The sequence below is a fragment of the uncultured Pseudoteredinibacter sp. genome, assembly GCF_947500695.1.
In the GTDB taxonomy this organism is placed as follows: domain Bacteria; phylum Pseudomonadota; class Gammaproteobacteria; order Pseudomonadales; family Cellvibrionaceae; genus Pseudoteredinibacter.
Map to the genome: position 1 here is coordinate 272,485 of NZ_CANMSS010000001.1, position 22,639 is coordinate 295,123.

Here is a 22,639-nt window from a genome sequence, read left to right on the forward strand (position 1 = left end):
TATTGAAACAACATTTAGAAGCTGTAAGTAAACTGTACCCCATAGGTTCTCGGTGGGGTTAGCCAATTCGATTTCACCGCTAGGCTTGAGGTCGAGAAGTCGGTGCCAAAGGCATAGTAAACCTCATCTTTTAGATTACGACCAAATAGCGATAGACGAATATTACCTGCATTATCATGGAAGGTAACACTGGCATCCCATAGCTCATATTGACTTAAAGGTGCGGTATTTGTGTCATTGGCAAAGGTATCGTTAACAAAGGCATAGCTGAGACGGAAATCCAAACTGCCTAAATCATCAATATCCATACTGTAGGTAGTCGCAATGCTGGAATTAAATTCCGGCGACATTACAAAGTTAAAAGCACTGGCGGGTTTGCCAGTTAGGTTTTCCACGTGCTGGAATTCATCGTAGGCTGCATCGGTCCAGCCGGCGGCCGCTTCTACCACTAGGTTTTCACTTAGCAGCCAAACGGTTTCTAGCTCAACACCTCGCACGGTTGCGGTAGCTGCATTCAGTGTCGCTTGCGTACCAGCGGCATCAAGGACAGTACGCTGTAAGTCGTCATAGGCATTGCGGAATACAGCACCATTGATGCGCAAGCGCTTATCGAACAATGTTGTTTTAAAGCCAGCCTCGAGCGCATCTACCACTTCCTCATTGTATGGCCCTGGACTTGCGAGCGGGTTAAAGCTGGTGAAGCGAACATTGTAACCGCCACTGCGAAAACCGCGAGTAAAGCTGGCGTAGGCAATGGTGTCTTCATTGATATCCCAGTTAAGACCTAACTTAGGCGTAAAGTTACTCCAAGTTTCTTTATCTTGAAAAGGCTGCTGACAGTCCACCATATTGACGCCGGCATCCAGATCGTCAAAGCTGGTGCCTGCTGGCTGTTGTCTTAAATCGATAGTCGCACACCCACCTGTGGCGTTTGGATCACCGATAATGCCGATCGCTGCATCTTTAGTTTCGCGGGTAAAGCGGCCACCTAAAGTGACAACAATATCGTCTGTCATATTGATATCGGCTTGCGCAAATAATCCAGCCGTGTTGTGCTCAATGGTGGATCGACCGCGACGATCAAGAATGTTGAGCAGCAGGCGGCGCTCGCTGTAAGTGTACTCTTGATCAAATAAATGCAGGCCCGCTGTTAAGCTAACAGACTCACCAAATTGCCCAGCCCAGCGTACTTCTAAACTGGATTGATCTTGAACTAAGCCGGTGCCTTGGGCCCAGCGAAATCGATCTGTGGTATAGCCATCCAGGTCGGAACCGAAGGACTGCTCTAGATCACGATAGCCTAGAACGGCGGTTAACGTGCCATCCCAGAGATCCCAGTTGGCTTCGACGATGACGTTATACCAGTCTAAGTCGCTGCTTTCGGTTTTATTTTGCAGGGTAAAGTTGTCCGCATAAGGGTTAAACAGTTGCTCACCATCAGCCCAATAGGTGCGCACGCCTGCGCCATCACCTTCCATAGAACCAAACTCTGTTAACAGTGAAATATCAAACCCTTCGCTGTTGTAACTGATAGCAGGGCGCACAACCGTTGATTCAGCTTCACCATGCTTGCGGTTGAGAGTGAGATTATCCCAGTATCCGCCATGTTCTTTGTAGAGTACGGAAATTTTGCCGTTGATGTTTTCTGTGAGTGGCCCTCGTACGAGTGCCGAAAGCTCACGGGTTTCATAGTTACCAAGACCTGCGCGAATTTTTGCTTCAAACTCGTCGGTAGGGCGTTTTGTCCGCAGATTCAATGCGCCACCGGTAACGTTTCGACCAAACAGAGTACCTTGTGGGCCACGCAAAACCTCAATGGACTCTAAATCAAACAAATCGGTTACCACACCATAGATGGTGCCGTAGGCCATGCCATCGACGACGACACCTACCGCGGGATCTTGCGAGGGGATACTGGCGCCAACAGTACCCATGCCGCGAATTACGAAGTTAGCAACCCCTGGGATTGTACCAATGGGGGCTAAGTTAGCATTTGGTGTTGATACACCGATATCGGTAAGCGTGACCGCATGAGTCGCTTCAATTTTTTCGTCGCTAAATGCAGAGATGGCAATTGGCACATCCTGTACATTCTCGGCCGCGGATTTTTTGCGAGCGGTTATGGTCACTTCTTCCATAATCGCTCCTACGCTGTTAGCCATCAAGGCGGGGGATTGAGCACTGCTAATCAAAGCTGTCGCCAATAGTGTTTTTTTAAAGTGCGAATGAGAGCTCGCCAGGTTTTGCTTTTGCTGTTTCATCATGTCTCCTCACAACCGCCTATTGTTATTATTGGGTTGTGCAAATTACCGTGGATACCAGTGTTATTATTAATAGTGCGGGCGCTCTAGAGCCCGTATCTGGTCTTATAGCCGGTATGTTTACCGACGTTTTTTAGTGTAATCAGGGGAGTCAAGAAGAAATATGCAAATCCGGTCAAGGCTTATGCCAAACACGGCAGATTCAGCCAATTGCGACTTGTGGAATGAAAGTAAGAGCAGGGAATTGCTACTATTTTTTTAGAGTATCGCTGGGTTTACAGCCATATCGCTGTCGGTAGTAGCGTGCGAAGCGCCCTAAATCAGTAATGCCGAAATCCAGTAATATACGAGTCAATTGCCCGGCTTCTTTATCCTTGGCGGCGAGCAGTGCGCTATGAATAGCGGCTAGGCGCTGCTTGCGGATATAGCCTAGGGGAGTGTCATTTAGGCAACGACTAAAGCTTCGTTGAAGTGTACGCACTGAGGTGTTACAAAAGGCGGCCAGCTCGATCATAGAGGGCGGATTACTGATGTTGTCTTGAATAAAGTCCACCGCTTTACGTAGGTGCGTTGGCATCATTATTTCACCAGGTTGCTGTAGTGCTTGTTGGTAATTGTGTTGCTGGGTCTGTAGTAGTTGAGCGATTAACAAATCAGATAAAGCCTTTTTTGCTGCCTCGCTTTCCATTAATTGCGGTGCAATTTGAATTTGTTGCAACACATACTTGATGGTGTTTTGCCAGCTGTCTTGGTTGTCCTTTTGATGAAATTCGAATTCCAAAGCTTGATCGACATTGTCGCCTAATGCCATTGATAATTGATTTTCGAGGGCTTGTTTATTGATCTCTATAGCGATCCGACTGCATTCTTCTTCGAGCTGCATCTGATATTGCAAGCTAGGTGATACAATAACTGTGTCACTGTTCTGTGTGCGTATTTCCTTTCCTTGGTGCTGTACTTTGCCGTTGCCAGACAAAGTATGTTGGATAAAAAAAGACTCCGATTCACTATGAGGGTTTACCCTAACAGCGGCACCGTAATACACGTGAAATAGGGATATATCACCTAGATTTAAGCCGTCAAACTGGACGTCGAGTGACGACTCTTTACCAGCTACTTGTATATTGTGCGGTTTTACGTGCTTGGCAACTAGCTCGTGGGCCTCATCAATATTATGAGACTTAAACAGCGGATGCCGGCTTAGCGGGCGTGTGACATTCAACATAGTCTATGGCTTATCATTATTGTTTTATAGTTTGTGATTCTAAATCAGCCAATAGATTTGGCCAAGTTTTGGACCTAACTGTCTATTAGACAATGGTCGGCGCTTTGACCTCCTATAATTTTCGTAGAGATTTACTTTTAGTGTTTTAAGACACAATTTACGCTAAACAGTTTGTCTAATTTATAAAAATGGCGTTTAAATCTTTGTTAGGGGTGTTAGTTATTGTGATTTCTGAAACACTAAAGGGAAGGTGCATGTATTTCTAATCATCGTTTGTTATTAGGACTGAACATAAAATACGGAAGTAGATAACTATGCTCAAAGGCCTTTTCACTGCGTACAGAAATCTTGAAAAAATAGAGCGCGCTGGTTTATGGGGAGCGGTTTTACCCATGAGTTTATTTTTAGTCTTTATTAGCATCTATGAACGTCCGCCCTATATTTTACTTGATGTTTCCGATATGGAGCGTGGTGATTTTAAAGTGTATATAAGACGTGAGTCTGCCTATTTGATTGTTCGTCTAACTCCAGAGAATGGAGGTTTCTTACGTAAGAATATGACAAGCTTCGATAATCCTCAATATGAGAGCTCAGAGAGAAGTTTACATCCGCAGTTTCGGGTTTTCTCAGTGGAATCGAAGTTTGGCCTAAAGTTGCTAGCCTACAAGCAACACCAATATCCCAGCCGTTCCTGTGAGTATTTAAGTTATATTTCTCAGCAAATTATCATAGATGATGTGCTGCTAAATGGTGGGATTGTCTGTAACGACCCGGTCAGTGAGAAAAAGCGGCAGACATTTATTTATGATTTGAGTGGGCGTAGCGTCAATGAAAATGTCGCCCATTTATTTTCACCGGTATTTAGTTTGGAAGGCGAAGAGCTGAAAATCGGGATTTAGTTGCTTAGCCGCATACGTTGCTATGTGGTGTGTGCTTAAAGCAAAAGCTCTTCTTCAATGGGAAAAAACTCACTTGCGGAATCGATCAAGCTGTCGGCGGTCAGTGCGGGAACACCAAATACATCAGCTTGAACCTTGTGTTTGCGTTTGATTTTCTCCAGCAGCAAATCAAAGTCGCCATCACCGGATAATAAGATAACGCGGTCCACTTGCTCGGCGGCTTCCAGTACATCAATAGTAATACCTACATCCCAGTCGCCCTTGGAAGATCCATCTGCACGACTGATATAAGGTTTGAGTTTCACGGTGAAACCAATATGTTTTAACGCGTTTTGAAACTTCAGTTGTCCATCATCGCCACGATGCGTGGCGTAGGCATTTGCCATAGTGATGTCACCTACGGCGCTGATCTTTTGCCAAAACTTACGGTAATTGAATTGCCGCCCATAAGCTTGCCGGCAGGTGTAATAGATATTCTGTACATCGACAAATAGGGCGGTTTTCATTTTCTTAACTTTTTATTTGTTGTTTATCGTTTTTCGCTAACTCTTGGCTTTGCTTTTGGTCTTGCTATTAGCCCAAGGCCCGCTTTTCTTTTTACTGCTGTCGCCATTACTTTTAGCGGCTGATGCCTTAGCCGCAGGGCGGCGTCTTCGCGCCTGCTCACCTGTATTGGCTTTACCATTAGAAGCTTTATTACCGTTTGGTTTTCGGGACGATGGCTTGGCTTTAGCCGAGGCTTTTTGTTCCGTGTTGCTGTTTGTAGACTGCCTTGGCTTTTTAGGTTTCTTAGGCTTTTTAACTTTATCACTAAGCTTTGATACAGGCAGCGCTGTGCTCGGCTCAAAACCTGGAAACTCCTGCCTAGGAAGGTGTTTCTTTATCAGGTTTTCAATATCCGATAATAATTTGCTTTCGTCTTGGCAAACAAGAGAGATCGCTTGGCCGGTAGCGCCCGCTCGGCCGGTACGGCCAATTCGATGCACATAATCTTCTGCAACGTTGGGCAGATCATAATTCACTACTTGGGGCAGTTGTTCGATGTCTAAACCGCGGGCGGCAATGTCGGTGGCTACTAAAGCGCGGATACGGCCGCTCTTAAAATCTGCCAAGGCTTTAGTCCGGGCGCCCTGACTTTTATTCCCATGAATCGCCGCACTCTCAATGCCTCGAGCTGTTAGCTGCTTACACAGGCGATTGGCACCGTGCTTAGTACGAGAAAAAACCAAGACCTGCTGCCAGTCATTATCGCTGATCAGCTTGCTGAGTAGTTTTGATTTATTGGACTTATCTACTGGGTAGATCCACTGCTCAACAGTATTTGCGGTGCTGTTAGGCGGTGTTACTGATATCTCAACCGGATCGTACACCAAGCCTTTAGCTAGGGCTCGAATCTCATCAGAAAAGGTCGCTGAAAAGAGCAGGTTTTGGCGCCTTTTCGGAAGTAGCTTCAATATACGTTTAATGTCGTGAATAAAGCCCATATCCAGCATACGATCGGCTTCATCGAGAACTAGGATCTCTAACTCATCAAAGGCGATAGCGTTTTGGTTGTATAAATCCAGTAGGCGGCCAGGGGTGGCCACTAAAATATCGGCCCCTTTACGGAGCTTTTGCATTTGAGGGTTGATCTTCACACCACCATAGACAACCGCCGATCGCATAGGCAGTTCGCTGCCGTAATTCGCAACGCTGTCGCCCACTTGGGCTGCGAGCTCGCGAGTAGGGGTAAGTACCAGGGCTCGCGCTTGATTGCTCTTGGCCAGTTGCCCGCCATTTAATAGCTCTAATAAGGGCAGGGTAAAACCCGCTGTCTTACCGGTACCGGTTTGGGCGGCTGCCATCACATCGCGACCGGCCAAAATGGCGGGGATGGATTGGGCTTGGATGGGGGAAGGTTCGCTATAGCCTTGTTTAGCTACAGCACTCAAAATTTGGGTACACAGACCCAACTGCTCAAAACTCATATATTAGGAAAACTCAATCAGTACGCCAAATTTGGCAAGCGCGCAGCTTACCGTAAATGGCTTGCAGCAGCCATGGCTAAATTGCAGCTTGAGCATCGCGGGGATTAATTATTTGAGGATTCGCCCGACTCTTAACGCCAGTAGGTGACTCCAATATCTGTCGCATTTCTCAAAATACCGCCATAAGAAGATACCGGCCGTTCTTGCTTATGTATGTATAGCTTTCCAATATGCCAAGAGGGAAGTGTTGAAAGGCGGCTTTTGCTAATCGCGAGAACGGTAAGGTATTGATAAATATAGGGAAAGAAGTTTGCACCGCAGGTGATTAGAGGTGAATTCTCTGGTGGTTGACAAATAGTCAACCGTCACCTATTGTTGCCAATAAGTCAACAGGTGTGAAACATGCATATCATTTCTAAAAAGCCGTTTAACAATGCGGCTAAGAAGCATCCAAATCAACGTCAGGCTCTGGAGGATGCTTACAGCGTTTTAAAAAAAGGGGGGTATCAGTCCCCGGATGATTTGAGGACGGTATTTCCTTCGCTTGATAATTTCAAATATGAAGACAAGTGGTGGGTTATCGATATTGGTGGCAATCACCTGAGAATGATTGTTTTTATCCAATTTGTTCAAAAGCGTATGTACATAAAGCACATATTCACTCATGCCGAATACGATAAATTTTGTGATCGTTACAGAAGAGGTAAATAATTATGGTAGCAATCAGAGTTAAAGAAGCCTGCCATGAATTTGCGGAAGTAGCTGCGTCATTTTTGTGTATCGATGATGAGCAGGGTTATGAGCAAGCGCTAGAACTTGTTGAAGAGTTGCTTGTTGAAGCTGAAGACAGCTGTGAAGATCCCATCAATGCTATTATTGAGCTTCTAGCCAGAGCCATTGAAACCTACGAAAACCAACAAGAAGAGTTGCTTGATTTTGAGCGTGCAGCAGTCGAAGGTGATCGCGGTCTCGCGATATTAAGAGTCTTAATGGATCAATATCAGTTGGGCGTGTCTGATTTACCTGAGATTGGCTCCAAATCAATGGTGTCCAGGGTGCTGTCTGGCGAGAGGCAATTAAATAGAAATCATATACAAGCTTTGTCGACTCGTTTTAATGTAAGTCCAGCGTTATTTTTTCAATAAGCCTAATCTGGGTTGTGTACTTAGTGAAGGTGAAAGGGTTGAACCCTATACTTTTAAATTAGGCGTGTTGTTGTATCTCTGAGCATTCATATGAATGGTCGGGGTTATGATTATAATCTGGGCCGATTCCTGAGTGTGGATCCGTTTATTGTGGATCCTGGGAATACTCAGGCGATTAATCCTTACTCATATGTTCTGAATAATCCGTTGAGTGGTACGGATCCGACAGGGTATCGGACGAGAGCAATTGATTACGGAAATTCTCCGGGGAATGTCAAAGATTTCGCTAAAGACAATCACTTTAAAGAAATAAAAGGGCAGACCGAGGATGGCAAAATAGTTGTCAAAACAAACGGTGGCAGCGAAGTTGCTGTAGATCGAAAAATTATTGAAAATGGATTTAGTAATGGTGGTACCTCAAACATAGGGAGTAATGCAAATAGGGCTAATACAGAAAATCCAGAGGATAATGATTCGGGTAGTGGGTTAGTTGAATTGGGGGTTGCTGGTGTCCTGATTGTTGGGGGGCATTATTATGGGTTACCTACTGCGACTGCAATGTTAAAAAATTATTTATCGGAAGACCCAGAAGACCCTTATGAGTTTGATAGTGAATGGCTTCGTAATCATCCTGAAGTGATTCAGGCCGAAATTCATAATATCGATCTGATTGATAAACGAGTAGAAAAAACTGGAGAGTCGTTAGGAAAAGGGGAATCTACGCGGTTAAGCGTCTATGCTAATGCGTCAATAACTCCAGCAGATGATGATTTCTATTACGCTTCTGGGACCAGCACTCTTACGTCTACAGCGAACATTAGAGTGGCTAAGGATGCTCAAGGGCGAATAAGTGCTACTGGACAAATTTCTCATACATGGAGAGATAGGTACGATTGGCATGATGACCTTGGGGCTAAGCTTCCTCGTGGAAATCTAATAGTGAGTGATAAAACAATGAACAAACTTAAAAACTCGGGAAGAGGAAAGGAATTTGAAATGAGGTCCTGGTGGGTAGATCAATATGAATATTAATTTAAGATCAAAAATATTAGTAAAAGTCGTTTGTGCCGTGTTTTTGTATATGATGTCTGCGTCCTCATTCTCTAGCGGGAACAACGTTGAATGTATATTTAGAACGGTTAAATTCAATCATGAGAATCAAAACGTTGGCCCATTTTTACTTGGGGATGGAAGACTTGACAGAAAAGAAGTTGATGCATTTAAAGTGATATTTGAGTATATGGATATACCCTTTCGAGCTAAGAAAGATAGAATACTAGTACCTTGCAGTATATACGCTAATTTTTCAACGTTAATGACATTGACAAATTATGCTTATGATGGAGTCACCGTTTCAGAGTTCAAATCTCATTTAAAAGGTAAGGAAACAGGTAGAGATAATTAGCATAGATTTAAAACTTTAAATATCTAACTGTATGGATTTGCATTCACTTCGTGATGCCAATTGAGTAGATTGAGTACAGGGGGCATTCACAAAAAGCAAGTTTGTAAATGTGCAGTTTTGATCGGAGGCCTGCGCAGTCAGTTTAGTTCTAGAGGACATCCACCTTCATTGGCTTAGCTCCGCGAGTAAAGAGCTAGGCCAATCCCCTGATTTTTTATTCCATCCTCAAATATAACTAAGCAATCGTCCAAAGCTGTTGTAATTTAGCAGTATGACGATAGCCCGAAGCCAGCAAGTGTCCTTAACCGATACTCCTTATTATCACTGCGTAAGCCGTTGTGTGCGTAGTGCCTTTTTGTGTGGGAAAGATCATTACAGCGGTAAAAATTACGAGCATCGCAGGGGGTGGGTTGAAGAAAGAATTCTGGCGATGCAATCTGTGTTTTGCATCGATGTTTGTGCTTACGCCGTAATGAGTGATCATTATCATGTGGTACTGCATGTCGACCATCAAAGGGCCAAGGCATTGAGCGCAAAAGACGTGCTTAGTCGTTGGTTGAGCCTTTTTAAAGGCAGTGCTCTTATACAGCGGTTTCAGAAGAGTGATGCTTTAAGTGAGGCTGAGTTAGATGCTGTAGGCCTTGTTGTAGAAGAATGGCGCAGCCGTTTAAGCGATATCAGTTGGTTTATGCGCTGCTGCAATGAGTGGTTGGCTCGGGAATCAAATAAAGAGGATAACTGCACGGGCCGTTTTTGGGAGGGGCGTTTTAAAAGCCAGGCCTTACTCGATGAAAAGGCGCTCGCTGCTTGCATGGCTTATGTAGATTTAAACCCTGTTCGCGCTAAAATGGCTAAGCTTCCTGAAGATTCTGATTTCACCTCCGTGCAAAAACGCGCGGCTAGCGCTAAGGCTTCAAAAAGACAAGGCAAAAACCCAGAGCGGATTAATCAACAAGCTATAAATCTGTATCCTTTTGCAGGTAATCCCCGCAATACACAGCCCAAAGGGCTGCCTTTTCGACTGCTAGACTATTTAGAGTTGCTTGATTGGACGAGCCGTAAGATACGTAACAACAAAAGGGGCTTCGTTGACATAGATGCCCCCGCGATATTACAGCGCCTAAATATAGAGCCGGATGAATTTATAATAGCCGCGACTCAGTTCGAATCACGTTTTAAAACACTGGCCGGCGCTTTAGCCATTCTCAAGAAAAAATCACCCAACTTTGGATTGCTCAGGCTTGCTGTGTGCGGGGTTTTCTAGCTTTTGTGCCAATGTGGTTAATTCCCGCCTTAAGAATCAAGTGAGTTCAGCTCTACAATAATCCCATTAGTAGATAAGAATAACTCCCTTATCAAAATTGGATTGTGTTAGTGTAGGTGGTGGGTATGGGTGGGTGTCCTCGTTGTCCTCCCCGTATGACCAGTCCGTGTATGACAATCGTATTGGAGGTGCGGGTTCTCCTGTGAACCTACAGGATTTCAAAGGTGGCCGCGCAATCGTTGTTGCTCTTAGCCCTGGAAAAATTATGGTACCCTCAGGCATGCAAAGTATTGCGAGCAGAGCGCGCTTGCCTGTTCATGTAAGTGTATTTGGGAGTAAGAGCCATGTCTTTTATCCGAAGTAAATTCGCTAGCGTAGTAAAACCATTCATTATTCTTTTGTTTGGAATTGGTATAGGGATGTTGCTTCAGCTGAGATTAGCAAATGAAGCGAGTATGAGGGTTTCTGTTGAAGAAGCTGCAATGAACTATTTTGTGATATCAGAACTTCTAACAACTTACAACGAGGCTGATGCTGAGGTGTTTGAATCTATTCTTACGTGTAAATACAAAGAATCGTTAAAAAACCTGGAGGGTTTTAACAGATTTAAAATTAATTGGGATAAATAGTCTAAAATAATTTTCGACACTGTTATAAAGGACGGAGCCTTTATGAAGAGCACTTATCCTAGCATTTTAACAAAAGCTTCTGATTGTAGAGTAGTGTATTGAGAATGTTATGAAAACCTCGGGTGTGTAATGACGGCGAATTGAGAGTTAGGGGCTGATAGGCAATTATGATCTCAATTTTAGATATACGATACATACGCAATTCTGAGCGGCAGCCTGCGCGGGTGGTTTTCGATTACCTGCACAGTTTGTTCCGTTGAATGATGATGACACGCACAATAATCGAGATTGCTAGTGTGAAGGTCTTAAAGTTGTTCTGTGCAGATAGGTTTGGACACTGTGAGCAGTTTACTCCGGTAGACTGCGCTCGCTGGGAACGCGTTGCGCTACGGTGCGAATATATCAAGGGAAGTATATTCGCAATAAACCAAACAATTAGCACTAGCTGCAGAAAAGCCCTTCGTGTGGATTGGAAATGCACTACAGAAGCGATTGGGGGAATACCCGTTGAGTGACAAAGAAATTAGTTTTGTATTTATACCGACAGTTGGGCTTTGCATGATGCCGCTGCATGTTCTTGTGGCACTTTGTATGAAGTTCGGCGTAGGTGATTTACCAGCGCTACTAGCGATAATATTTGGGGTGGCCATTGGCCTTAAATTAACCGATTTATTGGGTAGAGATGAATTTGACATTTTTACAAAATGCGCATTTGCGATAGGAAGCTCCTTTTCAATGTCATTCTTTGTCTGGGGAGAGATTCAATATTTAACTGAATATAGTGATAGCGAACAATTTGGGATATTCGCACTTATTGGCCTAGGTCTGGTCTTGTTGGTTCGAAAAGCAAAACTAGTCTACGATGCGTAATAAATTAGCATTCGTGAAGCTAGGCAGGACGTCCACTGTTAGCCTGTTGTGATTGCTTCTCATGGCAGGGCGTGCAGTTGGTTTTGGATTGGGTGCGCAGTATACTCTGGTAAGCTGCGCACGTCAGGCCGGTGCATGCAATTTCATTGCCGGTATTAATTGGAGCCAAGTTTGGATCGCTTAAAACGGGCAAGTGAAGCCATTCCTTGTCAGCTAAGTGTAGTTTTACTCTGAGCTTAAAAATTTAAATATCCTGGATAGAGCCATCTGCTGAACTTCCTTTCGATCAACACCGTTTTTGTCCTTACAAAGTGCAATTCCGTGCACTCTAATATCAAGCTCGCAGCTATCCTGGAAAACAAAGTGGCCTTCATTGCCTTCGAAGCGGTACAGTTCAGAGTTTTTAATGTGTTCTTGATAAAAACCGGCATGATATTGCAGTGGTAGAAAATCACCGTTAGCTAAGCCGAAAATTAGAGTTTTGGCGGTAATCTTAGCTAAGCTTTCGGCGCTGGTGATGTGGCCTGCTGCTGGGTCTAAAGCGATGACTTTTTTAATTCGATTGTCCTTTAGTGTTTGATTCGCTCGCTTTGGTAGCTCGAGTAAATCATCTTGGGTATAGCGGCAGCTTAGATCCACCTTGGCGGCGTTCTGGCAATGTGTACGGGCTTGCTCGAATGCATAGCGAGCCCCAGCTAAGCTCAATACGGTAGAGCCGCCCGAAGAAAAGCCGATTGCTGTGGTATTTTCGATATCTAAAGGAGTTTGAAAGGGCGACTGTTTTTTGAACTGATCAAGCGTAAAACTAATATCTAGTGGACGTTCCCATAGCTCTAATGCGGCTTGAGGCCGAATATTTTCGCGGCCATAGACCCAGGATTCCCCATAGTGATTAATGCCCGCCACGACATAGCCTTTTGCGGCGAGAGGGTAGGCTAACCAGTTCATGGAGCGTACTGAGCCCATTGCGCCATGACTGAATACGACCAGTTTGGCTTTGCTCGAGTTTGTTGCTAGGCATCTGCTACTGGAGTTCGCCTCGCAGCTATTGCCTTGAGGGTACCAAAGAGTGACTTTTATAGGGCGCTGGCGGTCTTGGTCAAAGAAGTCGATTTCATAACTTACAAGTTTGCTCTGGGAGCTGGCGTGTAGGACAGCCCCATGCAGTAGGACGAGTATTAGCGCAATTGCAGTAGACAGAGTTTTAGCAAGGGTTTTCATTGGGCACCATTTACATCTCAGTGATTAGTTGCGAGCAGTATAGGAGCCAAGAGCAGACTTGTGACTTGTCGATTGTCAGCAAACTAGGCTGACATTTGTCATGTTATGCATGAACTGAAAGATCTCTTCTAGCGGCATTAGATGTTGGCGAAATTTACCGAATAAAGCGATAAACCTTAGAATTCATAGCTAACTTCGAGTTTAAAGCGCTGCTGCCCTTTATTGTGACCAGAATAATAACTGCTATATTTTAGCTCGAACTCTAGCCCCGAACTGGCCGCTTCATACTCACACTTTATATCCCATTGCTGGCCTTTTTTGTCTTCCCATTGCCAGCCATTTTTATTGAGCTCAGCGTCATTTTCCCAACGGTAACTAGGACCGCCGTATACTTCTAGGCCGTCTATAGGAGTGATCCAATTGAGCCATATTGAGGCACGATAACGTTCATCCTGTGAGGCCGCTTCGTATTCCTGCTCAATCTCTTCTAGCCAAGCCTTTTCATGACGTTTTCGGTACTCTAATTTGGGGGTTAAATATAAATCAGGTCGAAAGGTGGAAAATTCGGCCCCTATTTCAAGTTCCAGCTCATAGGCTCTGCTGTCGCCGCTATAATCTTTTGCTTTATCGCCTATGGGCTGTGCGGAGTAGCTTCGCTTATAGTAATGATCATAATAGCCCTGTATTAGAACACGATCCGCCCAATCTAATTCACGAATATCTTGTCGAAAGCCTAAGCCTATAAAGCGGTCGCTGCGATATTCATCCCTGGTTTTGCTGTTTTTAAATTCGAAATTAGAGTTAAACTCTCGGCGTTCATCACGCTCCTTCCTGTATTCATAGCCTAGGCGCAATATATAGCTTAGACCTTCAAATTCAGTTAGACCTTTTATTAGCAATAAGCTTTCACTTCTAATCTCATCACGCTTACGGTAGTCAAGTTCTTTAATTGTCCCGTTTTTACGAAAGTCGGCTTTTAGAGCGCTGCTGTAATTTTTGCTCTTAATGGCCTGCTTAACTTCTATATCAAAGGCAAAAGCAGTATCGCAATGTGTAAATAAAAAGAAGCTACTGATGCTCAAAAACTTACTGTGCATAGTGGATATTTTCGCTTGCTTGGTTAATTCTAATTTGTTTAATGCTTAAGGGCTTTGAATAATAAAACCCTTGTTGTAGCTTGATACCATAGTCCTTGCACCGCTGGGCCTGCGTGCTGCTTTCAATACCTTCGGCTAAAATGGTAAGCGACAGGGCATCTGTTATTGCACATACGGCCTCAATTATGGCGTCATTATGTTCGCTGTCTAGGTTTTTGACAAAACTCTTATCGAGCTTAACGATGTTTATTGGCAAATTGTGCAAATAGCTTAGGGAAGAATAACCTGTGCCGAAATCGTCGATCCAAATCTCTGCACCTTCCGCTCTCCACTGAGTTAGCTGCTCTCTGCCTATATCGAGGTTGGTCATCATGCCGGTTTCTGTAATTTCGAGACAAAGCCTAATACCAGTTTGCCTAGCTTTGATGAGCCGTTCGCTAATTTGATTGGAGTATTCACGATGCATAATATCTGCAGCGCTCAGATTAATTGAAAATAACAGCTCGTTATTGTGATTATAGCTCTGAATTTCCTTTGCATGCTTTAAGACTTGATCCAGTACCCAGAGGCTTAAATGATGAATTTTTCCAGACTTTTCTAATAAGGGCACAAATACCTCAGGTGAGATATTCCCGTGGATAGGGTGTAACCAACGGCTAAGGCATTCATAGGCAATTGGAGCGGTAGAATCATCCGAAAAAATTGCTTGGTATCGTAAGCTTAGCTGCCCCGAAGTTAAGGCATCCATAAAACCATCAATAATATCCTGCCGGAATCGATACTTGTGGGCGATGTCTTCATTAAAGAGGGTAAATTGATCTCTGCCATTACGTTTTGAGGAATACAGGGAAAGGTCAGCAAACTTTAGTAATTCTGAGTACTCTGATGTATGGATTGGGGCAATTGAGGCGCCTGCGCTCAACGTTATTTGTGGTTGATTTTTTCTTTTAGCGTTGGTCGCGACTACTATTGAAGCCAAAGATGCTTCGCCAAATTGATGCAGGCTTAGATCCTGTAGCCGGTCTTTACTAAGGCTATAAAATAGGGCGAATTCGTCACCACCTATTCTTGCGGAAAGGATATTGTCTAGGCCTATATCGAGCTCACGAATGGATTCGCCAATCAATTGTAAGGCTTTGTCTCCCTCATGGTGCCCCAAACTATCATTGATGATCTTAAATCTATCTACATCAATGATCATAAGAATAGCGAAGTTTTCCTCAAGTGAGGCAGTAGATAGCCGAGATTCGACTTCTTGCTTGAATTTTCGCCTAGTCATCAAGCCGGTTAGTTCATCGGTAAAGGCAATTTCTGAAAGTTGCTCATTCGATTCTTTAAGTTGCTGGGTCATTGCTTGAAGTGAGTGGGACAAATCTCCGATTTCATCAGGTTGATCAAGCGTAAATTTCCCAGATGATTCACCTTTAATCAGGCTATTGGCAACTTTTGACAGATATCGAATAGGGTAGGTGAATCGTTTAGAGAGATTACTTATTAACGGCAGTGTAGTAACGAAAAGCAATAGGCTTAAAAAGGTGAACCAGAGTACCGTTTTTTGTGTCGCCAGCTTAGAATCTGCCTTAATTTTTTGGTTGAACTCTTCAAGCTGAGAGGCTCGCTTGTTGTGCGTTGTCGCGTAGCTGAATCCACCAATAATATGGTTAGATGTTTTAACGGGTGCAGATACATGAATAAGGCTAGACTCCGCTATAAGGCTAAAGTCCCCGGCCGGGCTAAGTATACCGTTTTCCATCTCGCTGATTGATAGTCCGAAGTTATCTATATCCTCGGATCCGTCGTGGATGATGTTGCCTTCTTTATCGTATACATAGATATACTGCAGTGGCGTATTGTCATTGATGTCATCAATGATGTTTTTGATCTTGCTAAAATCGTAATTGTATATCGGATCATTTAACTGTTTGCTTATTGTATTGGCAATAAGTAGCTGGCTATTTAAAATCTCTTTGTCGATAGTAATCTTTAGATGCTGCTCGCCTGCATTGAGTAGATCTTTATTGAGTTTTTCAAGGAGTATTTGACTAGATGACCAAAAGATAAAAATGGTAATAAAGTGCAACCCTAAAAAAATAACAAATAGTCGTTTGCTAATTGAACTTTTCACAATCTATTTCCAGTCTTCTCTCGAATGAGCAATGTTTAGGAGTAGATCATTGTGTTCGGTAGTGATTGGGCCAAATCCAGAGCTGTTCTCATATCGACGCAAAATATCTTCGGGAATTTCACCATGCTTGTTGAATAGCAGGGCTTTCAAAGCTTCTCGTTTACTTTGAGAGAGCATTGGGGATACCAACTCAAAGCTCCTTGGGTAGGGCTTTGAACGGTATATAATTCTCAGTTGTTGCTTTTCATGTTTGCTAATAATGCTTAAGTTATTCCAATCTCCATCATTAATAGCGCCGGCATCGACAATACCTTTTAAAACCATTTTTACATTGTTTTTCTCGTTTCTGCTAAAAAAATAGCCCACCTCGTCGTCATTGGGGCGATTTCTTGGGGAGTGTAATCGTTTTATATGTAGCCCTTTATTTTGTATGGCCTTCAGAGGGATGTAGAAAGAAGAGAAAGAATTTTCAGATTCTACAGCGAGTACTTTACCCGGCAGTTTGTACAGAGAATCTATATCTGTTGTGGTTTTGCTAAAAATTAGAGAGCGATACTGTTTTTGCTGTTTTTTCCACTTAACAGCAATAGGGATTGCGCCGCATTCTTGTTGTAATCTAGCAGCAACATAAGCGGTTTCAGTGATCCAGTCTGTTTTGCCGGTTTTGATGGCGGAGCAAAGCGTTTCAAATTTTTTAAACAGTCTTACCTTAAAAGAATCTATTGTAGGGGATTTAATGTGTTGAGCGGCATAACGCACCATGGGGCGTAATTCGGTAAAGTCTTTTTTGGGGCGGTCGGAGAGTTGGCTGATTCGAAGCTCTTCTGCCTTTATAGGCAAGCCTGAAAAAAATACAATTAAAATGATAATCAGTCGTAGTAGCATGTCAAACCTAGAGCAAATTTTTATTTGCACCGCCTGTAAGGCGTTTCCAGGGAGTTCCATGTGCTATGTCTACAGAAGCGGCAGCGGAGCTGTCGCTGATCCATATTTCTATGCTGTATATTAGCGTACACTATATGTTAGCGCTGTAAAAAACTAGCTGCTTTTTTGATCCTGCGCAGTTGCGGGTTCATTACTGCTAATTTTTAGACCGATGGTCAAATCAAATGAATAGTGATTGTGCGAAACAAGCCTGGGCATTGTCTATGCCCGGGCTTAAGTTGATTGCTCAGCTTGGTTGGCGACAATTTATCGCTATCGAGAGCTTTATAGTGCGGCAGTAATAATTTTCAAGGCTTGGCCGTCTTTTAAATTTTCGGCGCCTCGCACGATGACTTTATCACCAGCGCTTAAGGCGCCAGTAACGCTGATTTGATTGCCTTGCCCTGCACCAGGTTCTACTTCAATCCTTTCTGCTTTGTCCTCACCGTTGACACGAAATACATAAACAGCTTGTTTTCGAAGTACAAGCGCGTCGCGGGGCACACTGAGCTGTTGGCGGCTTGCTGCTTGAGCTAATTCCACTGTAACCGCTTCACCAATTAACCACTCGCTGCCTTGTAACTTGAGGCGTAACTCCATCATACGGGATCGCTCGTCGCCAACTGGCACGGCTCCACGAATTTCGGTGCTGATTTCTTGTTGGTCGCGATATACGGCCACCATGGTTCCTGGTTGATTGAATCGAGCGACCCGTAATGGGGCGTTAACGCTAATTTCTAACTGCTCAGTATCGACTAAGCGTAGCAGCGGGCTGCCGATTTGGGTGAGTTCCCCTAAGTTCATTTCACGATTGGCGATGACACCGCTAAATGGTGCTACCACCTTGCTGCGATCCAATTGATATTGGGCTCGTTCGGAATTGATTTCGGCGATGGCAAGATCTTGCTGCAAAATGCCTATGCGAGACTCGACCTGGTCCAGCTCGTTTTTAGCCACGCTATTATTTTGCAAAAGCTTACTAAGGCGTTCCTGTTGGCGGCGCTGGTAGCTAAGATCCGCCTTAATCCGTTTGATTTGTGCCTGATCATTACGCAGTTGAAGAGTAAGTAGGTGATCATCGATTTTAGCAATCGTATCGCCTTTCTCCACGGTGTCTCCCACTTCCGCCAGCCATTCCAAACGGCCACTAATCTCTGCGGAGAGCAGGGCATCTCGTAGGCTAATTACCGTACCTGGCAGGCGTGCCAAATTATCGTTTTGGCTAAGGCTAACTTGGGCAGTTTCTACTGCGGTCGCCGGAGCTTGGGCCTGGCTTGCAGCGCTAAAAAATACAGCGCTAAACGCTAAGCCTGAATAAAGGTATGTTTTAAGTTGTTTCATCACAAGTCTCTCTTGTGCAGCATAATTTGATATGGTGAGTTTCAATGGTTCACAACTGAGCGCCGGGCTCTGTTGCTATTTCAGTCTCTATGTCTAGCGTATCGTTTTTATCTGGCTGTATAGATTCCTGCATGCGTCCCATTCGTAAGAAGCAAGGCAACAAGACAAGCGTAAATAAGGTGCTGATGCACATGCCGCCAACAATAACGGCAGCAAGGCCACGATAAATAACGCTGCTAGCGCCCGGCATTAATAGTAGCGGCAGCATGCCGAATACACTGGTGGCGGTGCTCATAAATATCGGGCGTAGGCGGGTCATCAAAGCAGAGCGTACCGCCTCGTCTCTGCTCATGCCTTCTCGTTCGGCACTGCGAGTTTGGTGTACCAATAAAATTGCATTATTTACGACCAGTCCTAGCAAGATCACAAAGCCGATCATGGTTAAAAGATCTAGAGGTTGGAAGGTAAACAGATTGAGTATTTGCAGGGCAAAGATACCTCCAGCCATTGCTAAAGGCATGGCTAAAACTACTAAGAAGCTATCTTTAGCTGATTTGAATAGTGCTGCCATTAATAAGAACAGTACCAGTAGTGCAATGGCAAAATTACTGGCCATTGAATTTACGGCACGCTCCAAAGCATTGGCGCTACCACCGTAAAGAATGCTTGCATCTTCTGGTAGTTCTTGGCGCAGTAAAGGCTCCACGTCGGCTTTGATAACTTCCATAATATGTTCGAGAGACATATCTTCTGGTGGGCGAATATTGATGCTTATAGTACGACGTCGATCAATACGGCGTAATTGCTGAGGGCCAACCGTTCTATCGACTGTAACCAGTTCACCGAGTGGCACGATATTGCCAGTTGGAGTTGCCAATGGTGTAGTTGCTAAAGCTTCAGGTGAGGTCCATGGCTGGGCGCGAAGAATAATATCTAAGCGTTTTTCACCATTAAAATGTTCACCCACATAGAGCCCATTGCCCATAGAGCGAACAATCTGCGCGATATCGCTACGACGCCAACCAGTTTCGGCGATTTTTCGATCATTGGGGTGTAGGCGTAATTCCGGCTCGGTTTGCTCTAAGCTTGGGTTAACGCGCACATCTTGTATCTTAAGCACTTCACGCAGTTTGTTTTGGCCAATCGCCGCGGCTTTAGCCAATGCAGCACGATCTTTCGATTGCAGATGAATGGCGACGCTGCGATCACCGCCAAATCCGCCAAATAGATTTCCTTGGGCCGGATAAGCGCGAAGATCAGGAAGGTCTACGAATATCTCTTCGCGCATGATTTTTTCTAGCACTTTGACTTGGGATTGATCTTTGACTCGCGCACCCATGGTGCCACCAAAGCTGCCGAAGGTCAGAATGTAATAGTTCTTCAATGCAGGCTCGCGCGTTCCTTCCATAAAAGGCTTCATGCGCTCATCGAGCACCTGAATATACTCTTTAGCGACGGTATCTTTGTTAATGCCAGGGGGAAGTCGGAAAAAGGCATCTACTGCATCACGCTTAACCGGTGGCAGATAATCCATTTCTGGAAGCAAGATATAACTGGCGGTAACGGGCACACAGATTAAAGTCGCTGCGACAATAACTCTTTTCTTGGTAGAGCTTGTAAGCCTCATGACTGTATTGCTTATTTTCTCCCACAGCCCAAGATTGTGGTCGTTTAAGCTTAAATCTTTCAGCCAGTATTTTGCAGCCAAGGGTAAGATACTGACCGCAATAAATAGAGACATAACAACCGCAATGGCAATGGTGATTGCTAGGTCGGAAAAGAGTTGACCTTCAACTTCCTTCATAAACATCACAGGTAAGAAGATAGCAACTGTAGTGGCGGTCGATGCTAGCAGTGCGCCCCAGACCTGGCCGGCACCTTGTAGAGACGCTTGGTCATCGCTCAAGCCTTTTTCCCGCAGGCGCACTATGTTTTCAAGCACAACAATGGCGGCGTCTAACACCATACCTACAGCGAATGCCAATCCAGCTAAGGAAATAATGTTTAAGCTACGGCCGGTAAGCTTTAGCATGATAAAGGTCGCCAGCAAAGAAGTGGGAATAGCGATAGCGACTATCAAAGTGGCTCGTAAGCGACGTAAAAACCACCACAGAATGCCAACCGCCAACATAATGCCCAATACAATATTGCCGGTCACTAAGGTAATGGCACGGTAAATAAAAACACTTGCATCAAAAGACTGAACCATTACCAGTCCTTTGCTTTGCAATCTCTCTTGGTTTAGCTTTTCAACGGTTTCTTTTACGGTCACAAGTGTTTGTAGAGCATTGGCGCTATTTTCCTTATCGATTCGAATCGAAATAGCGGGGTTACCATTTTGGGTATTGTGCAGCAGTGTTTCTTCACGAGTCACTTTAATGTCGGCAATATCACCGAGCTTAATAGGGCGCCCATCACGCCATTCCAAAACCAGTTCTTTCAGCTCCCAAGGTTCATAGCGCCCGGTAAAGCGTAAGGTATATTGGCGGCGGCCAACATCGACAAAACCACCGCTAACATCATTGGCACGCCCAAGTCTTGCTGCTGCGGTGCTTAATGGAATACCAAGCTCGGCAGCGCGATATGGATCAAAGGAAATCACCAATTCTTCTGGGCTTGCCGATGAATCCTGTGCGGTTACGCGAGCCACACCGGGTACAGCTTCAATTGCAGGGCGGATCACATCTTCAGCGAAAGATTGATAATCGTGAATATTGCCTTTGGTGCCGGGAAGTTGCTGTAAAAAGAAATAGGTTAGCGCGGGTGTGTCGCCACCACGTCCGCGACCTAAGGTTACTACGGGTTGGGAGGCGTCTCTAGGCAGTGGGTCTAAACGGTTCATACGCGCGATTACTTCCATTAAACTGCGCTGCATGTCGGTTTCTAAACCAAACTCCATTTCAATAAAGGCGTTACCTTTGTTGGCGAATGCCTGCATGCTTTTCATGCCGGGTAAACCGCGTAACACCGATTCAATAGGTTCAACGATTTCCGATTCTACTTCTCTAGGCGAAGCTGCGCGCCAACTGGTTTGCACAGTAATGGCTGGGTTTTGAATGTCTGGAAATAATTGCACCGGCAGCTTACTTAGACTGTAAAGACCAAATAATAAAATCATGGCCAAAATGACGAGTACGGCCGCAGGGTTTTTCAATGCACTGGATGTCAGCTTCACGAGCTTCTCCGAATTTTTACTCTTGCGATAGTCTAACTTTAGCAATACGAGTCGCTAGAATTAAGGTGATATAGCCAGTCCGGTTGGGCCTTGCGTTAACTGGAAAAAATCTATTTTTTAAGGTGTTTTAGCTGAGACGAAATGAGTGTGCCAAACGTTAGAATTATTTTCTTAATGAGTGCTGGCGTTACGCGTAATAAGATGTACGTTTTGCTGTAGATGAGACAAAAAATTGGCGCCATAGGCGCCAGAAGTGATTTACATTGTGGGGTATTCTTTTTTACTTAGTTGCCAAACAGCTGTTTGATCTTATCTCGATAGCTGCGGCTAACTTTTAGCTGACTATCATTTACTAGGCTCAGCATATATTCGCCATTATTCAGTGTCTGGGCACTTTTAATACAGCGTGCATTTACAATTGTGGAGCGGTGAATGCGCAGGAAAACATCTGGGTTTAGCAGGGTTTGCAAATCCTTCATGGTTTTGCGCATGATATGGGTATTGCCGCCGGCGTGGACACACATATAGTCGCCGGCAGCGTCGATCCATTCGATATCAGAGGTTTTAACCCTCTGAATCTCACTACCGTCTTTAATATTGATAGTGTCTGGGTAGGTATTACCATTACTTTCGATAAGAGCATCCACATCATTGCTGCCAGTGTATTCCATGAGCAGCTTCATGAGTTTTTCTTTGCTGTCAGCATTTTGCTGTTGCTCAATGTGTTTTTGTGCGCGCTCTATCGCTTCTTTAAGACGCTCATCGTCAATGGGTTTAAGGACATAGTCGACAGCATGCACTTTAAAAGCATCGATGGCATATTGATCAAAAGCAGTTACAAAGATGATCAGCGGTAAATTATCGCCCTGTAAGCGTGAGACTACATCAAAACCACTCATGCCTGGCATTTGAATATCTAGGAACACTACATCGGGTTGTAAGGCCGAGATCGCAGAAATGGCCTCGTCGCCATTGCTGCATTGTGCCTTAACCTCAATGTCAGACAGTTCCTCAAGGCGCAGTTGTAGCCCGCGGCGAGCCAGCTGCTCGTCATCGACAATAATGGCGCTGAGTTTGCTCATATTTTCTTC

The 22,639-nt window shown here is 44.5% G+C and carries 19 protein-coding genes; 8 read left to right on the forward strand and 11 right to left on the reverse strand.

Annotated elements, in window-relative coordinates:
- Window positions 1-14 precede the first annotated feature (14 nt).
- Together Q1A08_RS00975 and Q1A08_RS00980 are read right to left on the reverse strand one after the other, a co-directional pair.
- The gene (locus Q1A08_RS00975; RefSeq protein ID WP_299768398.1) at window positions 15-2,261 is read right to left on the reverse strand and encodes a TonB-dependent receptor; all 2,247 of its coding nucleotides are present in this window, start codon (window positions 2,259-2,261) and stop codon (window positions 15-17) included.
- A 250-nt stretch (window positions 2,262-2,511) separates the two neighbouring features.
- Window positions 2,512-3,486, reverse strand: coding sequence for an AraC family transcriptional regulator (locus Q1A08_RS00980; RefSeq protein ID WP_299768401.1), 975 nt, complete (start codon window positions 3,484-3,486; stop codon window positions 2,512-2,514).
- Window positions 3,487-3,800: 314 nt separating this feature from the next.
- Between Q1A08_RS00980 and Q1A08_RS00985 the strand changes: the two genes are divergently transcribed.
- On the forward strand, window positions 3,801-4,385 hold the full coding sequence (locus tag Q1A08_RS00985) for a hypothetical protein (RefSeq protein WP_299768404.1): 585 nt from the start codon (window positions 3,801-3,803) through the stop codon (window positions 4,383-4,385).
- A 35-nt stretch (window positions 4,386-4,420) separates the two neighbouring features.
- Here the strand turns inward: Q1A08_RS00985 and Q1A08_RS00990 are convergent, their stop codons facing one another.
- Both Q1A08_RS00990 and Q1A08_RS00995 read right to left on the reverse strand, forming a co-directional pair.
- A complete protein-coding gene (locus tag Q1A08_RS00990; protein WP_299768407.1) occupies window positions 4,421-4,891 on the reverse strand; it encodes an NYN domain-containing protein in 471 nt (156 codons plus the stop codon).
- Between the two features lie 36 nt (window positions 4,892-4,927).
- Window positions 4,928-6,352, reverse strand: a complete 1,425-nt coding sequence (locus Q1A08_RS00995) for a DEAD/DEAH box helicase (protein ID WP_299768410.1) — start codon at window positions 6,350-6,352, stop codon at window positions 4,928-4,930.
- A 402-nt stretch (window positions 6,353-6,754) separates the two neighbouring features.
- On the opposite strand from Q1A08_RS00995, the gene Q1A08_RS01000 reads away from it, so the two are divergent.
- The 7 genes from Q1A08_RS01000 (at window position 6,755) to Q1A08_RS01030 (ending at window position 11,665) form a co-directional block, all read left to right on the forward strand.
- Window positions 6,755-7,063: a type II toxin-antitoxin system HigB family toxin gene (locus Q1A08_RS01000; RefSeq protein WP_299768413.1), complete on the forward strand. Its 309-nt coding sequence runs from the start codon at window positions 6,755-6,757 to the stop codon at window positions 7,061-7,063.
- 2 nt (window positions 7,064-7,065) lie between these two features.
- Window positions 7,066-7,497: a hypothetical protein gene (locus tag Q1A08_RS01005; protein WP_299768416.1), complete on the forward strand. Its 432-nt coding sequence runs from the start codon at window positions 7,066-7,068 to the stop codon at window positions 7,495-7,497.
- Window positions 7,498-7,587: 90 nt separating this feature from the next.
- Entirely contained in the window at window positions 7,588-8,529 is a 942-nt protein-coding gene (locus Q1A08_RS01010) for an RHS repeat-associated core domain-containing protein (protein WP_299768419.1), read from the forward strand.
- Window positions 8,519-8,902 carry a hypothetical protein gene (locus tag Q1A08_RS01015; RefSeq protein ID WP_299768421.1) on the forward strand — a complete coding sequence of 128 codons (384 nt, stop codon included), beginning with the start codon at window positions 8,519-8,521 and terminating at the stop codon, window positions 8,900-8,902. Before Q1A08_RS01010 ends, Q1A08_RS01015 begins: the two co-directional genes overlap by 11 nt.
- 271 nt (window positions 8,903-9,173) lie before the next feature.
- Window positions 9,174-10,166 carry a transposase gene (locus tag Q1A08_RS01020; protein WP_299768424.1) on the forward strand — a complete coding sequence of 331 codons (993 nt, stop codon included), beginning with the start codon at window positions 9,174-9,176 and terminating at the stop codon, window positions 10,164-10,166.
- 344 nt (window positions 10,167-10,510) lie between these two features.
- On the forward strand, window positions 10,511-10,795 hold the full coding sequence (locus Q1A08_RS01025) for a hypothetical protein (RefSeq protein ID WP_299768427.1): 285 nt from the start codon (window positions 10,511-10,513) through the stop codon (window positions 10,793-10,795).
- Window positions 10,796-11,302: 507 nt separating this feature from the next.
- Window positions 11,303-11,665, forward strand: a complete 363-nt coding sequence (locus tag Q1A08_RS01030; protein WP_299768430.1) for a hypothetical protein — start codon at window positions 11,303-11,305, stop codon at window positions 11,663-11,665.
- 225 nt (window positions 11,666-11,890) lie between these two features.
- Here the strand turns inward: Q1A08_RS01030 and Q1A08_RS01035 are convergent, their stop codons facing one another.
- From Q1A08_RS01035 to Q1A08_RS01065, 7 genes are all read right to left on the reverse strand, one after another.
- Complete coding sequence (locus Q1A08_RS01035) at window positions 11,891-12,886, reverse strand: hypothetical protein (protein WP_299768432.1); 996 nt, start codon at window positions 12,884-12,886, stop codon at window positions 11,891-11,893.
- Between the two features lie 176 nt (window positions 12,887-13,062).
- On the reverse strand, window positions 13,063-13,983 hold the full coding sequence (locus Q1A08_RS01040; protein ID WP_299768435.1) for a hypothetical protein: 921 nt from the start codon (window positions 13,981-13,983) through the stop codon (window positions 13,063-13,065).
- Entirely contained in the window at window positions 13,973-16,108 is a 2,136-nt protein-coding gene (locus Q1A08_RS01045; protein ID WP_299768438.1) for a bifunctional diguanylate cyclase/phosphodiesterase, read from the reverse strand. The genes Q1A08_RS01040 and Q1A08_RS01045 overlap by 11 nt, the downstream gene beginning before the upstream one ends.
- Before the next feature lie 3 nt (window positions 16,109-16,111).
- Complete coding sequence (locus tag Q1A08_RS01050) at window positions 16,112-16,993, reverse strand: PhnD/SsuA/transferrin family substrate-binding protein (RefSeq protein ID WP_299768441.1); 882 nt, start codon at window positions 16,991-16,993, stop codon at window positions 16,112-16,114.
- 324 nt (window positions 16,994-17,317) lie between these two features.
- Entirely contained in the window at window positions 17,318-18,373 is a 1,056-nt protein-coding gene (locus Q1A08_RS01055; RefSeq protein WP_299768444.1) for an efflux RND transporter periplasmic adaptor subunit, read from the reverse strand.
- 49 nt (window positions 18,374-18,422) lie between these two features.
- Complete coding sequence (locus Q1A08_RS01060) at window positions 18,423-21,548, reverse strand: efflux RND transporter permease subunit (protein WP_299768447.1); 3,126 nt, start codon at window positions 21,546-21,548, stop codon at window positions 18,423-18,425.
- A gap of 284 nt (window positions 21,549-21,832) precedes the next feature.
- Window positions 21,833-22,630 carry a LytTR family DNA-binding domain-containing protein gene (locus Q1A08_RS01065; protein ID WP_299768450.1) on the reverse strand — a complete coding sequence of 266 codons (798 nt, stop codon included), beginning with the start codon at window positions 22,628-22,630 and terminating at the stop codon, window positions 21,833-21,835.
- Window positions 22,631-22,639: the final 9 nt, after the last annotated feature.

What these genes read in the sequence shown, in the direction of transcription:
- Q1A08_RS01055 (WP_299768444.1), bottom strand. Translation starts at nt 18,373, where the DNA reads ATGAAACAACTTAAAACATACCTTTATTCAGGCTTAGCGTTTAGCGCT.
- Q1A08_RS01000 (WP_299768413.1), top strand. Translation starts at nt 6,755, where the DNA reads ATGCATATCATTTCTAAAAAGCCGTTTAACAATGCGGCTAAGAAGCAT.
- Q1A08_RS01040 (WP_299768435.1), bottom strand. Translation starts at nt 13,983, where the DNA reads ATGCACAGTAAGTTTTTGAGCATCAGTAGCTTCTTTTTATTTACACAT.
- Q1A08_RS00990 (WP_299768407.1), bottom strand. Translation starts at nt 4,891, where the DNA reads ATGAAAACCGCCCTATTTGTCGATGTACAGAATATCTATTACACCTGC.
- Q1A08_RS00995 (WP_299768410.1), bottom strand. Translation starts at nt 6,352, where the DNA reads ATGAGTTTTGAGCAGTTGGGTCTGTGTACCCAAATTTTGAGTGCTGTA.
- Q1A08_RS01025 (WP_299768427.1), top strand. Translation starts at nt 10,511, where the DNA reads ATGTCTTTTATCCGAAGTAAATTCGCTAGCGTAGTAAAACCATTCATT.
- Q1A08_RS00975 (WP_299768398.1), bottom strand. Translation starts at nt 2,261, where the DNA reads ATGAAACAGCAAAAGCAAAACCTGGCGAGCTCTCATTCGCACTTTAAA.
- Q1A08_RS00980 (WP_299768401.1), bottom strand. Translation starts at nt 3,486, where the DNA reads ATGTTGAATGTCACACGCCCGCTAAGCCGGCATCCGCTGTTTAAGTCT.
- Q1A08_RS01005 (WP_299768416.1), top strand. Translation starts at nt 7,066, where the DNA reads ATGGTAGCAATCAGAGTTAAAGAAGCCTGCCATGAATTTGCGGAAGTA.
- Q1A08_RS01035 (WP_299768432.1), bottom strand. Translation starts at nt 12,886, where the DNA reads ATGAAAACCCTTGCTAAAACTCTGTCTACTGCAATTGCGCTAATACTC.
- Q1A08_RS01015 (WP_299768421.1), top strand. Translation starts at nt 8,519, where the DNA reads ATGAATATTAATTTAAGATCAAAAATATTAGTAAAAGTCGTTTGTGCC.
- Q1A08_RS00985 (WP_299768404.1), top strand. Translation starts at nt 3,801, where the DNA reads ATGCTCAAAGGCCTTTTCACTGCGTACAGAAATCTTGAAAAAATAGAG.
- Q1A08_RS01010 (WP_299768419.1), top strand. Translation starts at nt 7,588, where the DNA reads ATGAATGGTCGGGGTTATGATTATAATCTGGGCCGATTCCTGAGTGTG.
- Q1A08_RS01050 (WP_299768441.1), bottom strand. Translation starts at nt 16,993, where the DNA reads ATGCTACTACGACTGATTATCATTTTAATTGTATTTTTTTCAGGCTTG.
- Q1A08_RS01020 (WP_299768424.1), top strand. Translation starts at nt 9,174, where the DNA reads ATGACGATAGCCCGAAGCCAGCAAGTGTCCTTAACCGATACTCCTTAT.
- Q1A08_RS01065 (WP_299768450.1), bottom strand. Translation starts at nt 22,630, where the DNA reads ATGAGCAAACTCAGCGCCATTATTGTCGATGACGAGCAGCTGGCTCGC.